This window comes from Sorangium sp. So ce204, from assembly GCF_051526795.1.
Taxonomy (GTDB): domain Bacteria; phylum Myxococcota_A; class Polyangia; order Polyangiales; family Polyangiaceae; genus Sorangium; species Sorangium cellulosum_B.
In genome coordinates this window covers 2,275,774-2,289,351 of record NZ_CP150317.1, presented here as the reverse complement: position 1 = coordinate 2,289,351, position 13,578 = coordinate 2,275,774, and the positions used below count along the sequence as shown (strand labels likewise).

The following is a 13,578-nucleotide window of genomic DNA, read 5'->3' as shown; positions in this document are numbered from 1 at the left end:
TGCATCGGTGTGGGCGGCGCGTCCATGCCCGGGCTGGCTTCGGCCGGCGCCGGGGCTTGGAGGGGCTGCCGCCCCGCGATCGGCGCAGGACGGGCAGCTCCGCGGAGTTGCCAGGGTCCCACGGGGTTTCCACAACCTGGGAACAACCTGTGGATTATTTGTCCCTCCTGCGTGTGGCGTGTTCCAGGATCGGGTGAGCGGGCTTCCCGTCCCCAAGCTTTTCTGGCGCTCGCTGACACACCGGTGGGCTACGTTGCGCGCCGATGTCCGCACGCAACGGCCCTGTTTCCTGCGCGCCGCGCGCGTCCCCCGCGATCGCGGGGAGCCTCGCCGGGTGGCTCGCCGCGGGCCCGGAGGTCTCCTCCGCGTTCGAGCAGGCGCGCGCGGCCACCGGCGCCGGGGTGACCGGCGCCGATCGAGGCCCTCTCGCTGAGCCTCACGCTCCGCTCGAGCCTCACCTTTCCTGCCGTGACCGCCGTCCTCTCCCCGGAGGTCGGTCTTTCCCTGGGGTTCTGAATGGCTGACACCTCGGATACGCGCCGGGGGGCGACTCCCCCGGGCGCGCTGCGCAACCCGAAGATCGACGCGGCGATCGAGCGCGCCGCGCAGAGCGGCGATCCGGCCGAGCTGCTCGCGCTGCTCGATCGCAGCTCCGGGCTGCCCGCCCGGCGCGGCGGGGTGCGCGCCCCCGGCCCCGACCTCGGGCCGAACGCCCCCTTGCCGCGCGTGAACCTGGATCTCGCGCGGGCGGTCGGCGCGGCGATCGCGGACCGCGGCGCGCCGGCCGAGCGGCTCGTGCGGGCGCTCTGCGCGACCACCGAGGAGTACGCGCTCATCGTGGCGGCGCAGGCGCTCGCGTCGCTCGCGGTGCAGGGCGCGGCGCGGGCGGGCGGAGCGGGGCAGGCGCCGCGCGCGGGCGGCGCGCGCCGCGGGAAGGGCGGGCTCGATCCGCTCGAGGCGCTCGAGGAGCTGGCCGAGGACCCGCGGCGCGTCGTGCGCGACGGGGTTGTGGCGGCGCTCCGCGCCGTCATCGCGGCGCGCGGCGACGCGGTGGTCGGCGAGCTCTCGTCCTGGACCGACGGCTACCTGCAGGCGTACGTCGCGCTCGAGGCGCTCGCCGAGCGCACGCTGCTCGCCGGGCTCTCGGCGGGCGCGGAGGTGGTCGCGCGCCTCGAGGAGGCGTTCGTGCTGTCGGATCGCTCCCCGCGCGCGGACGAGCGGCTGCAGGGCCTGCGCCTCCTCCGGCAGGGGATGCCGGCGCAGATCGCGGCCCTCGCCGGCCGCTTCCCCGAGGTCGTGCGCTGGCTCGAGGAGAAGACGGGGGCGGAGCGCCCCGAGTCGCGCGACGTCGTGGCGGGCGCGATCACCGCGCTCCGGAAGGCGTCGTTCTCGGATGCGGAGGTCGACCGCCTGTCCGCGGCGCTCGGCGCGACCGCCCCGACGCCGCGCTACGCGGCGCGCATCGTCCAGGGGACGCGCAAGCGGAGCAAGGGGCGGCGGTAGGGGCCAGGCGCCAGAGGGGACATCCCGGCAGAACGATTCGCGCTTCGGAAGGGCGCTCTGCAGGCGCCATCGAGGCGAGCCCGGTGCGGGACACGCGGCCTACCGCTTCCGCTCCCGCGTTCTTTTGCGCGCACCAACGGCTGGAGCTTTCGTGGGAGGATGGGCCTTCGCGGCGAGCTTCTCAGCCAGCATTTTCATCTGGGGCCAGCGCATGCCGAGCCTGGACAGGACGATACTCCGCACCATGCCTGCATGCAGGCGCTCCTCACCGCCGAGCGAGACCAGCGCCTCGGCGTGGATCTGCGCACTATCGAGCTTGCCGTCGACGAGCGCCTGTTCGAGCCCTCTCGCGTGCCGGGTCGCGTCCTCCGCGAAGCCCTGCCGGACATGGCGCAGCGATTCACGGCGGGAAAGCCCGAGCGTGCGGATCGTCGCCTCCCCATACTCGCTCCCATGGCGGGCGGTGATGTCTCCAAGCGCGCTGAACTCCAGGTGCTCGACGGGATCTTCCACGCCGTACGGGTTCAGGAGCAGCGGCGTGTAGCGCTGGCCCGGCGCGAGCGGGCACGGGTGCGGATGTTCTCGCACCGGAAAGAGCGAGCGTTTCCAGCCCGTGTTGCAACGCTCGCACGCAAGCAGCCAGTTATTCCAGTCATAGGCAAGCCAGTGATACCCGGTCGGGCTGATCTGTGCCGTGGCACGATCTCGGACGCCATAGAGCCCGTCCGCCTCGATCCCCTCGCTGGCCAGAGCCTCGACTTCGCCCTTCGGCGCGTAGTGCTCGATGGCTGGGGGGTGGTTCAGCGAGTACGTCTCGCAGTAGCCACATTTGCCGTGCTGTGCGGCCACAAACTTCCGCTTGTACTCGTCCTTGCGCCACAAGGGGAGGAAGTCCGGCACCTGCCCCGCGGCGCACGCGCTCGCCACGGCGCGGCGGACCGCACCGACCTCCTTCGCAAACCCCCTGGGGCGCTTGGGCCGCCGGAACCCGAGCATGTCCCCGCTCAACCTGCTGATTGCTTGGGCCGTCTCGCCTTTGGCTTGCTCTTTATGGGCGCCGGCTTCACCGGCCCCGGCTTTTCATCGAGCATCGCCGCGACCGTCGCCCGAGCCTGCTTCCGCTCCTCGGGCGTCAGCTCGCGCAGATCCTTCTCGACGTGCTCCGCCATCGCTTCGTGCGCCAGCCGCTCCACCCGCGTATCCGCGAACGACCCGAGCCGCCGCCGCAGTTCCTCCTCGAGCTTCACCGCCTCGGGCGCGTCGAGGCCGCGCTCGCGGATCAGCCGCTGGTGCTTGGCGAGCATGTCCAGCGTCTCGTCGTCCAGCGTTGACGGGAGCCCGAACCACTCGCCGGTGAGGATCCGTTCCGCGCCCGCGCCGGGCGGCAGGTCGCGCTGGAGGATCTCCACGTTGCCTTGCGCATCCCGCCGCAGCACGTAGATCTCTCCCGGCTGGGCGCCCAGAAGCGTCAGCGGGTTGTGCGTGGTGACAACGAAGCTCATCCGCGGGAAGTGTCCGCGCACCATCGAGATCACGTCACGCTGCCATCGCGGGTGGAGGTGCAGATCGATCTCGTCGACCACGGCGACGCCGGTCATCTTCTCATGGAAATCACCGTCGACCTCGATGTTGCGCCGCCTCGCCTCCTCGACCCAGCGCGCCACCATGTCGAGGATCCAGCCCATGGTCGTACGGTAGCCGTCGCTCAGCGCTCCAAGCGGCACCCGGCCGAGGGTGGGGCCCTCGACGTCGACCCCCTTTGCGCTCACGTGGACCGCTTTGACGTCAGGAAGCAGCTCGCATAGCGTGGAAAGGATCGCGTCGAAAAAGCGCGCATCCTGCGAATCCTTGCCGCCCTGCAACGCTGCGAGCTGCCATCGGATGAGCCAGGAATCCGGCTGCATAAGGCTGGCGCCCTCGTCGAAGAGGGTCTCGACCGCGGCGAGGGGCGTAGCATCGGCGCTACGTCCCGAGTCGAGGAGGCCGGACCCACGGCGGGAACCGTAAGCCACGACGAAAGGCATGGCGGCTTCGGTGAATGTCCGCCGCCGGAGGACTTCGCCGCCTGGAGATGGCTCCAGGGTGAGCGTCGTGAGATCGTCTTCTTCGTGAGCTCCCAGGCGGATGATGGCCTTGGCACTGCCGGCCCGCACGGTGGGAGAGGTGACCCCCATTCTCCCCAGCACGGCATGAACCACATCGCTCGGAGAGAGTGCGAGCGTGAGGGCGCGCAGGATGGTGGTCTTACCGATCCCGTTGTCGCCAAGGAGGACGGTCCACTGTCCCTGGTCCTGCTTGGCCGGCGGTTTCATCGGAAGCTCTAGCAGGCGAAATCCTCGCACCCACGACAGAGATAGGCGCTTCGCCCAGAAGACTCTCGTGAGGTCGACCTCCCTCTCGGAGGCTGCCTCGGTGGCTGCTGCAACGTGCGCGGCCGCCCGGAGTGGCTCGATGGGACGCGCCTGCAAGAAGGCTAGCGCGAACGATGTGGCCACCCGACAGGCGTACGGAATCCATGCAGGGTCGCGCTCCATGCCGATGATTTCACTGATGCCTCTGATCGACATGATGGGCAGCCCGCGCACATGCGCCGCGCCGTACGCATTCAGGGACTTTACCTCGACGGCGCGGACGCTGTGCCGCAATCCATTAAAAATGGATCTCAGATCGTCGTCGCTCATCACGTAATCGCTCGCGACGATTGCACCTGCCACACAGCGAGACTTCCCGACTTTCACTCGCGGAATCGAATTAGCCAGCGTCGAGGGTGGCGTAAATTGACGCTTAAGCGACAAGGACACTTCATCTTTGAGCGAGACATCTCCTGCAAATTCATGGACTATACTGGGAGCCGGGCCCGTGAATTCTTGATGGTTCCACCCCGACGAGATCAGCACTGGCAGGCTCGACGCCCATTTCACGACGTCTTTATGCATGTGCTCTATCGAAAGAGGCTGAGATTCACGCATTGCTTTCCTGCTCGCTTTGACGACGGCGGTCGCTACCACGACGTCTCCGAGCGTGACCTCCTCGGACGGTATCCCTGCCGCGATGCCAACGATGAGCAGCAGTCGAGGTGCCAGGTCTTGGACGAGCTCGTCGATGGCCCCCACGACATCGCTGCTGGGGAAGTCCGCGACGCAGCGGGTTACCGCGACGGTGTAGCTCTCACCTTCCTCGATGGGTAACCGGCTAATACTGTAAATCCGCGCTCTGGAGACGGTCGTCTCCCGCGGAAAGCGCTCCAGGACGGCCTCGAGCTCGTCCTCTCGGAAGGTCAAGATCCCGACATCTACCCTCGGCAACGCTTCCCGCATGCGCAGGCCCACGTCATACCACGACCGGAGGCACACGGCGGCCCTTCCGAGCGATCAGGCGTGCCGCGTACGCCGCCGAGGCGCTTGCCGGCCGCAGGTCGCCGTTCAGACGGCCTGCTGCGCCTCGTCGTTCCCCCCGCCAGCGCCCCCCTGCCGCTCCCCGGCGGCCTCGGCGAACAGGAACTGCAGCGCCCCCGGCGCGCGCCGGCGCCACGCGTCCTCGCAGTGGGTCCCGTCCTCGTCCGGGCAGAAGAGCAGGTCGGCCTCGCCGTAGCCGCGCTGGCGCAGGTGAGCCACGAGGCGCGCGGCGTCGCGCAGCACCGAGCCGTCGTCCTCCTGAGCGCCGGCGTCGATATACAGCCGCGAGCTCGCCGGGACGGCCTGGGAGGCGATGAAGTCGAAGATCTTCCGCTCCGCGAACCAGAGCGACGGCGACATGCAGAGCGCGGCCCCGAGCACGTCGGGGCGGCGGAAATGGGCGTAGAGCGCCGCGAGGCCGCCCATGGACGAGCCGCCGATCGCCGTGCCGGCCGGGTCGCGCCGCACCGCGAAGCGCTCCTGTACGGCCGGCACGATCTCGGAGGTGATCCAGCCGAGGAAGTCGTCGAGCCGCCCGTCGCTGCCGTCGCCCGGGAACGGCGACAGCTCGGTCAGCCGCTCGCTCCCGCCGTGATCGATCCCCACGAGGACGGGCGCCACGAGGCCTCGGCCCGAGAGATCGCGCACCGCTTGGTGCAGGTGCCAGCCGCCGCTGTAAGACGGGTCGTCGTGAAAGACGTTCTGCCCATCGAACAGGAAGAGCACAGGCGACGGCCCGGCGGGCGCCCCCTCGCTGGGCAGGTAGACGCGGACGTCGCGCTCCCCCTGGAAGCCGGGAATTCGATAAGGACCGAGGAGATAGATGATGTGTTCCGCCATGAGAGCTTCGAGACGGATGACCGGCGCAGCTCGTTTGCTCCGAGCACACAACCGCTCCGTCGTCCGAAGCTCAAAGCAATCGCCGGGCCGCCACTCGGCGGCTGCTCTCCGGCCGCGGAGCGCGGCGCGGCCCGGGCCATCTCGGCTCCCGGGTCGCGCCGCCCCGCCATGGCAGAACGCCTCATGCGTGACAGGCTGCTGCGAGCAGGCGGCCGCCGCCGCGGGTGCCTGGCCTAATTGCAGCTCGCCTCGGAGCTGCCGCCGAACACCGTGGTCCAGTAGGACCCGTAGGTCCCGCCTCCGGTCGCCCGCCCGATGCCGATGACCTTGTAGGCGGAGCCGAGCATGTTCTTGTTGTGGCCGTCCGAGTTCTTCCACTGCGTGAACGTCGCCTGTGCTGCCGAGTTGCCAGCGGCGATGTTCTCGGCCATGGCGGTGCCCCCGCAGCCGAGCTCGTAGCAGGCGTTGCACATGCGGGTCCAGGGCGTCCGGCCGTCGAGGCTCGTGTGCGAGAAATAGTTCTGATCGCGCATGTCCTCGCTGTGCCCCTGAGCGGCGCGGTTCATCGAGGTGCAGGCCGAGAGCGCCCCGAGGCCGTTCTGCGCGCGATACTGGTTGATGATGGTGAGGAACGCCTGCTCCTCGGTGTCGAGCGGAGTCGTGCTGGGCCCGGCGCCGCTGCACATCTGGCATGCGCCGCAGTCGCTCGAGCAGCTCGAGCAGTCCTCGCCCGCGCCGCAAACCCCATTGCCGCAGACCTCACCGCCCGTGCCTCCGGTGCCGCTCGTCGAGCCGCCCGCGCTCCCGGTGCTGCTCGTCGAGCCTCCCGTACCGCCCGCGCCTCCCGCGCCTCCCGCGCCTCCCTCACCGCCCGTGCCGCCCGTGCCGCTCGTCGAGCCGCTCGCGCCGCTGCCCGGCGTCGCGGGGCCGCACGCCGCCTGCACGTAGAGCCGCTTCGCGGTCCTCCTGCACGGATCACCGGAGAAGGTCGCGTTGCTCGCCCGCACGGCGCAGCTCGCCTTTCCGAGGCACGCGCGCTCCACGACGGCCTTCGACGTCGGCGCGTTGCACGAGGTGGCCGCGTAGCCGCCGCAGACGCCGCGCGGCCTGCCATAACTCGCGAACTGGATCGCCGTGATGACCTCGCCGGCAGGACAGGAGAGCTCCACATCCGAGCCCTCCGACGCGGTATCGCAGACCGCCCCCGCGAGCGGCGAGGACTGGTCGTCCGACAGCTCCGCCGACGGCTCCTCGCCGACCTCGGTCGAGGCGAGACAGCCGACTGCAGAACAGCCAGCGATGAAGGCGAGGACAAGCGTCCTGTGCAAAGCGCTCATATGCATGCTCCTTGGTTCTCTGGGCCCGTCCGAGCTCGGCCCGCCCCTGCGTCGCGGCTCGCGCCAGCACGTACGCCGGGGCACACGACACCTCGACGGGCCACCCCAGTACAGCGTTGTTCAGGGGGCGGAGTAGCGCACAGCGCGATCCCACGCAGCGCAGCGCCTCCCTTCGATTCGCTCACGACACGGTGTCACCTGACCGCTGGCATGTCCAGGCACGAAACACTCTGGCACGCATGATTTGCCGCCGGATCACTGGATCTTTTCAAGACCCATGAAACCGAGCTTCCCGGAGCTCGACGACACAGGATTTCTTCACGCAAGGACGGTGTGAGACATGGATCCATCAGGGCACAACATCTCCCCTGGTCCGAAGGGTGGGTGTCCGTGTCCGACGACAGACCGCGATCGGAAGCCGTGGGGGCGACCACACCCTGCGAGCCTCCGCCTCCGCCCGCCGTGGATCGCGCGTCGACGCGCGCCGCGGGGAGCCACAGGCCGCATGTCAGCAGCAGGTCAATCGAACGCCCATGAAATCCGCGCGACTCCCCCGCTCCTCGCCACACCGCCACACCCCCATACCGCCTGGCCGCTCGCCTGAGGGCCCTCGCCCGCTCACGTCCGCGGCAGAGCTCGCCCCGGCGTCACGCGCGGGGTGGTGGTGGATGTGGCCTCCCGCCGTACGCGCGCGCCATCTCATCCGCCCGGCACGCCGGCTGCCGCGCTCGTGGAAAGGCGGAAAGGCGGCCCGACGGCCCGATGACCCGATGACCGCGCGGCGACCCCGCAGCACGGCCGCTCGACCGCGAACCGCGAGGCCGCACCCGCGGCGGCTCCTGTGCTATGACCGCCGACCATGCGCCTCAAGGACCGCGTCGTCTTCATCACAGGAGCTTCCCGCGGGATCGGACGGGCCGTCGCCCTCGCCTGCGCGCGAGAAGGCGCGGATATCGTCGTCGCCGCGAAGACGGAGGTCGCCGAGAACCCGCGCCTCCCGGGCACGATCCACGACGTCGCCCGCGAGGTCGAGCAGCTCGGCCGCCGCGCGCTGCCCATCAAGCTCGATGTCCGCGACGACGAGGCCTGCAGGGGCGCCGTCGCCACGGCCATCGAGCGCCTCGGGCGCATCGACGCGCTCATCAACAACGCGGGCGCGCTCTGGTGGGCCGACGTCGTGGACACACCCATGAAGAAGTTCGACCTCATCATGGGCATCAACGTGCGCGCGTCGTTCGCCCTCTCGCAGGCCGTCCTCCCCCAGATGATCGCGCAAAAATACGGCCACATCATCATGATGTCGCCCCCCGTCGACGCCGGGGCCTGCGCCCACCACGGGGCCTATGCGGTCTCCAAATTCGGCATGACGATGATCGCCGACGCCATCGCCGGCGAGTACGCCGAGCACAACATCACGGCCCACGCCCTCTGGCCCGCGACCGCGATCGAGAGCTTCGCCACGATCAACTTCGGCCTCGGCGGCCCGGAGCTCTGGCGCAAGGCGGATATCCTCGCCGACGCGACGCTCGCGCTGCTCTCGCGCGAGCCGTCGGCCCGGCGCGGTAAGGCGTGGATCGACGAGGCCCTGCTCCGCGAGGAGGGCGTCACCGACTTCTCGAAGTACCAGTGCGTGCCCGGCGTGGAGCCGCCGCACTTCCCCTTCACCGCGATCCCCAAGGCGACCACCACCAAACCATGAGGCGCGACCCGTGACCCGCGACGACGACAAGAAGACGCGCCCGGCCGCCGGCGGCGGCGTCGATCCCGGGCCAGAGCTCGCCGCGGTCTTCGACGACCTGGAGACGCTGCTCAAGAACGGCGACGTGATCGAGGCGCTCACGGCGCGCGGGATCAACGCGAGCCTCGCGCTGCTCGCCGCCGACGCGCTCCGCGCCTACCTTGCGGGCCGCAAGGCCGACGCGGCGGAGGACTTCGCGACCGTCGCGGAGGAGATCCGCGGCCGGCTCGCCGCGAGCGCCGAGGCGCGGGGGCCGGACGACGGATCGCCAGGGGAGCCGTCACGCTCGAACGGGAGGCGCTGAATGGGCACGAGCTTCGAAGCAGAGCAGACACCGAGGCCAGGCGAGGGCGCGCGGCCGGCGCCGCCCTGGGAGCCGGCCGCGGCCCTCTCCGGCGCCGACTACTCGGCCGTCGAGCTGGCGCAGGGCGACGACCGCGTGTTCCTCCTCGAGCAGCGCGAGCTGCCCGAGCGCGAGCGCTACCTCACGCTGACCGACTCCGCCGGCGTCGCCGAGGCCATCCGGACGATGGCGGTCCGCGGCGCCCCGGCCATCGGCATCGCCGCCGCGTACGGGATGGCGCTCGCCGCGCGCGCCGCCCGCGACGAGGGCGCCTCCAGCTACGTCGCCGCCATGCGGGCGGCGGGGGAGCACCTCGCCTCGGCCCGGCCCACCGCCGTGAACCTCGGGTGGGCGGTGCGGCGCGCGATCGCCGCGGCCCTGCAGAACGCCGGGCGCCGCGGCGAGGAGCGCGCGCGGGAGCTCGCCGAGCTCGCCCGCGAGATCCACCGGGAAGACGTCGCCGCCTGCCACCAGATGGGCCGCGCCGGCGCCGCGCGCCTGCCGGAGTCGGGCACGGTCCTCACCCACTGCAACGCGGGCGCGCTCGCGACCGGCGGCTACGGCACGGCGCTCGGCGTGATCCGCGCCGCCATCGAGGAGGGCAAGGCGCTCCGCGTGCTCGCGTGCGAGACCCGCCCGTACCTCCAGGGCGCCCGCCTCACCGCCTGGGAGCTCCAGCGGGACGGCATCCCCGTCGAGGTGATCTCCGACTCGATGGCCGCGTGGTTCATGCAGAAGGGCGAGATCGGCGCCGTCGTCGTCGGGGCCGACCGCATCGCGCGGAACGGCGACGTCGCGAACAAGATCGGGACCTACGGCCTCGCCTGCCTCGCGCGCCACCACGGCATCCCGTTCTACGTGGCCGCCCCGTGGAGCACGATCGACCTCGCCACCGACAGCGGCGCGTCGATCCCGATCGAGGAGCGGAGCCGCGACGAGCTCGCCGTCGTCGGCGGCCGCCGGGTCGTCCCGCCCGGAGTGCCCGTCCGGCACCCGGCGTTCGACGTCACCCCCGCGGAGCTCGTCACGGCCGTCTTCACCGAGCGCGGCAAGCTGACGACGCGCGAGATCAGCCGCTCCGTGCCGCCTGCGCCGCCGGCCGGCTAGCGCACCTCCCCCTCGCGCTCCCCCGCCGCATGGGCTAAGGACACCCCTGATGGCGCAGTTCTCGCCCAAACCTGAATGGCTCAAGGTCCGCGCTCCCGGGGGTGACACGTACCACCACCTCAAGGAGACGTTCCGCAAGCTCGATCTCCACACGGTCTGCGAGGAGGCGCGCTGCCCGAACGTCGGCGAGTGCTGGCGCGAGGGGACCGCGACGGTGATGCTCCTCGGCGACGTGTGCACGCGCGGCTGCCGCTTCTGCGCGGTCACGACGGGCGATCCGCGCGGCGCGGTCGACGTGCGCGAGCCGGAGCACGTGGCCCGCGCCATCGCCCGGCTCTCGCTCCAGTACGTCGTGATGACGATGGTCAACCGCGACGACCTGCTCGACGGCGGGGCCGAGCACGTCGCCCGCACGGTGAGCCGCCTGCACGCGCTCCGGCCCGACCTGCTCATCGAGACGCTGGTCGGCGACTTCCAGGGCCACATGAGCGCCGTCGACATGGTGGTCGACGCCGGGCCCGACGTCTTCGCCCACAACGTCGAGGTCGTCCGCCGCATCACGCGCGTCATCCGCGACGTCCGGTCGAGCTACGACCAGTCGCTCGCCGTGCTCCGGCGCGCGAAGGAGCGCCAGCGGCGCCTCGCCGCCGACGCCGCGGAGGCCGGCGCGCCCGCGCCCCGGCGGCTCACCAAGAGCTCGATCATGGTCGGCATCGGCGAGACCGACGACGAGGTCCTGGAGGCGCTCCGCGACCTTCGTGAGGCCGGGGTCGACATCGTGACGATCGGCCAGTACCTCCGCCCCTCCTCGAAGCACGCGCCCGTGCAGCGCTTCGTCGAGCCCGAGACCTTCGCCGCGTTCGAGCGCGCGGCGCTCGAGATGGGCTTCCTCTACGCCGCCAGCGCGCCGCTCGTTCGGTCGAGCTACAAGGCGGCCGAGGTCTTCGTCCGCAGCCTGATGGACCGAGGCGGCGCGGCGCTGCCCGCCTCGCCGGACGCGCCGGCCGTCGAGGCGCTCCTCGAGGAGCGCCTCGCCGTGGCGCGCCGCGAGGCCGCCCGCCTCACCGCAGAGCTCGACCCGGACGAGCCCCGTCCGCTCGACGGTCCGGCGGCCGCGTCCGCCAGCGCCGCGCGCCTCGTCCCGGCCGCCTCCCTCGTCCGCCGCTAGAGCGCCACTCAGCAAGCGGCTTGACGCTTCCGGGCGTTTGGCCGAGCGTGTTGGACGGCAGGAGGGTCCAACACAACGATGTCCGCTCCCATCAACAGGCGCCCCGGCGGCATCGCGCCTCGCGCATCGCGCCTCGGCTCGGAGACGCCGCGCGTGCGCGTGGCGTCGATCCTGGCCCAGGCCGCGAGGGCCTACAGCGCGCGCCCTCCCATCGAAGACATCACGATGCCCACCGGCTTCGATCCGGCCGCGGTGGCGCTCTTCGAGACGATCATCGAGGCCGCGTTCCTCGTCGCGAACGCCGACGGCCACTTCGACGACGAGGAGCGCGGGCGCTTCCAGGCGATCGTCGCCGGCGCCTGCCAGAACCTCGTCCACGAGAAGCAGATCGAGGCGCTCCTCGCCGACCTCGGCGAGATGCTGGCCGAGGACGGGCTGGAGAAGCGCATCAGCATGGTCGCCCGCACGATCGCGCGGACCGAGCACCAGCGCGAGGTGCTCCGCGTGGCGGCGTCCATGGCGCACGCCTCCGGCGGCGTGAGCGCGCAGGAGCACGGCGTGCTCGAGCAGCTCGCGCGCGGCTTCAAGCTCGACGTGGCCGCCGTCGACGAGGCCCTCGCGCAGGCAGCCGAGCCCGTGAACGTCTAGCGTGGACATCAGCGCCGCCGCGTACGGCGGGAGACGCGCATCAGGGCGCGCCGGTTCGAGCTCGCCGCGGCGAGTCAAACCCCGAGGCTGATCGCTGCGACGAGTCAACGTCACCCCAGCGTCACGCGTAAAGCGAATGAGCGTACGCCGCGTCTGGGCACTGGTCTCTGGCAGCGCCTTTGGTTAGTGTCCCGCGAACCGATGAGCACCGCGACGTACTCCACCGACCGCCCGCCGAACGTCTCAGGGGCAAGCCTCGAGCCGCAGGCTGCCGTCGCGCGGCACCCGCTCGATACGTGTGCCGACGACGTGATCAAGGTCCTGCGCGACGACGGCTCGCTCGACCCCGCGCACGATCCGAAGCTCGAGCCATCGGAGGTGATCGCCCTCTACAAGGCCATGTTGCGCACGCGCCTGCTCGACGAGCGGCTCGTGGCGCTGCAGCGCCAGGGGCGCATCGGGTTCCACATCGGCTCGCTGGGCGAGGAGGCGACGGTCCTCGGCAGCGTGTCCGCGACGCGGCCCCAGGACTGGGTGTTCCCGTGCTACCGCGAGTTCGGGGCGGCGCTCTGGCGAGGGCTGCCGCTCCAGCGGTACATCGACAACATGTTCGGCAACGCGAACGACACGGTGAAGGGGCGGCAGATGCCGGACCACTACACCTACCGCGAGGGCCACTTCGGCTCGGTGAGCTCGCCCATCGGCACGCAGATCACCCAGGCCGTCGGCTTCGCGTGGGCCGCCAAGCTGAAGCGCGACGAGCTCGTCACGCTGGCCTACTTCGGCGACGGCGCGACGAGCTCGTCGGATTTCCACAGCGGCCTGAACTTCGCTGGCGTGTTCAAGGTGCCGGTCATCTTCCTCTGCCGGAACAACGGCTGGGCGATCAGCGTGCCGACCGAGCGCCAGACGTCGAGCAACACGTTTGCGGGCAAGGGCGCCGCGTACGGCGTCCCCGGGGTGCGGGTCGACGGCAACGACGTGTTCGCCGTCGTGAAGGTGACGCGCGACGCGATCGCGCGCGCCTCGCGCGGCGAGGGCGCGACGCTCATCGAGGCGATGACGTACCGCCTGTCGGGCCACTCGACGAGCGACGACCCGAAGGCGTACCGCCCCGACGCATGGCTCGACCCGTGGCGCCGGCTCGATCCGATCGCGCGGCTGCGGCAGCACCTCGAGCGCACCCAGGGCTGGACGGAGGCGCAGGATCGCGAGATCGAGGCGGCGGTCGACGCGGAGGTCAAGGCGTGCATCGCGGTCTCGGAGAAGGTCCCGCCGCCGCCGCTCGACTCGATGTTCGAGGACGTCTATGCGGAGCCGCCCTGGCACCTCGTGGAGCAGCGGGAGCAGCTCAAGACGGGCCCGAGGCCCAAGGGCCACGGCGGCCACTAGGCCGCGCGGCCGGCGGCGGCGGCGTGGCGGCTCGCCGGACGGCGGCGCGGCGGGGGTGGCGCCGCTGCCCGCGATCGGCGGGGACCCCCGGGGGACCGGGGCGCCGG

General features: G+C 71.2%; 11 protein-coding genes. 7 read left to right on the top strand and 4 right to left on the bottom strand.

Annotated features, from left to right (window positions below; genetic code table 11):
- Nucleotides 1-516: 516 nt before the first annotated feature.
- Entirely contained in the window at nucleotides 517-1,503 is a 987-nt protein-coding gene (locus WMF22_RS08655; RefSeq protein WP_438035446.1) for a hypothetical protein, read from the top strand.
- Between the two features lie 99 nt (nucleotides 1,504-1,602).
- On the opposite strand, the gene WMF22_RS08650 is transcribed toward WMF22_RS08655, so the two are convergent.
- The 4 genes from WMF22_RS08650 to WMF22_RS08635 all read right to left on the bottom strand — a co-directional run bounded on the left by WMF22_RS08650 (nucleotide 1,603) and on the right by WMF22_RS08635 (nucleotide 7,075).
- Entirely contained in the window at nucleotides 1,603-2,499 is an 897-nt protein-coding gene (locus WMF22_RS08650) for a hypothetical protein (protein ID WP_438035445.1), read from the bottom strand.
- A gap of 8 nt (nucleotides 2,500-2,507) precedes the next feature.
- Nucleotides 2,508-4,784 carry an AAA family ATPase gene (locus tag WMF22_RS08645; protein ID WP_438035444.1) on the bottom strand — a complete coding sequence of 759 codons (2,277 nt, stop codon included), beginning with the start codon at nucleotides 4,782-4,784 and terminating at the stop codon, nucleotides 2,508-2,510.
- Between the two features lie 141 nt (nucleotides 4,785-4,925).
- The gene (locus tag WMF22_RS08640; protein WP_437298628.1) at nucleotides 4,926-5,738 is read right to left on the bottom strand and encodes an alpha/beta hydrolase; all 813 of its coding nucleotides are present in this window, start codon (nucleotides 5,736-5,738) and stop codon (nucleotides 4,926-4,928) included.
- Between the two features lie 233 nt (nucleotides 5,739-5,971).
- Nucleotides 5,972-7,075: a CAP domain-containing protein gene (locus WMF22_RS08635; protein WP_438035443.1), complete on the bottom strand. Its 1,104-nt coding sequence runs from the start codon at nucleotides 7,073-7,075 to the stop codon at nucleotides 5,972-5,974.
- Between the two features lie 859 nt (nucleotides 7,076-7,934).
- Here WMF22_RS08635 and WMF22_RS08630 point away from each other — a divergent pair.
- The 6 genes from WMF22_RS08630 (at nucleotide 7,935) to WMF22_RS08605 (ending at nucleotide 13,471) form a co-directional block, all read left to right on the top strand.
- Nucleotides 7,935-8,774 (top strand): SDR family oxidoreductase, encoded by an 840-nt coding sequence (locus WMF22_RS08630; protein ID WP_438035442.1) that lies wholly within the window; start codon nucleotides 7,935-7,937, stop codon nucleotides 8,772-8,774.
- Between the two features lie 10 nt (nucleotides 8,775-8,784).
- Nucleotides 8,785-9,117: a hypothetical protein gene (locus WMF22_RS08625; RefSeq protein WP_438035441.1), complete on the top strand. Its 333-nt coding sequence runs from the start codon at nucleotides 8,785-8,787 to the stop codon at nucleotides 9,115-9,117.
- Nucleotides 9,118-10,263: an S-methyl-5-thioribose-1-phosphate isomerase gene (mtnA, locus tag WMF22_RS08620; RefSeq protein WP_437298624.1), complete on the top strand. Its 1,146-nt coding sequence runs from the start codon at nucleotides 9,118-9,120 to the stop codon at nucleotides 10,261-10,263.
- Nucleotides 10,264-10,312: 49 nt separating this feature from the next.
- A complete protein-coding gene (gene lipA, locus WMF22_RS08615; protein WP_438035440.1) occupies nucleotides 10,313-11,431 on the top strand; it encodes a lipoyl synthase in 1,119 nt (372 codons plus the stop codon).
- Between the two features lie 78 nt (nucleotides 11,432-11,509).
- The gene (locus WMF22_RS08610) at nucleotides 11,510-12,079 is read left to right on the top strand and encodes a tellurite resistance TerB family protein (RefSeq protein ID WP_437298622.1); all 570 of its coding nucleotides are present in this window, start codon (nucleotides 11,510-11,512) and stop codon (nucleotides 12,077-12,079) included.
- 201 nt (nucleotides 12,080-12,280) lie between these two features.
- Nucleotides 12,281-13,471, top strand: coding sequence for a thiamine pyrophosphate-dependent dehydrogenase E1 component subunit alpha (locus WMF22_RS08605; RefSeq protein ID WP_438035439.1), 1,191 nt, complete (start codon nucleotides 12,281-12,283; stop codon nucleotides 13,469-13,471).
- Nucleotides 13,472-13,578: the final 107 nt, after the last annotated feature.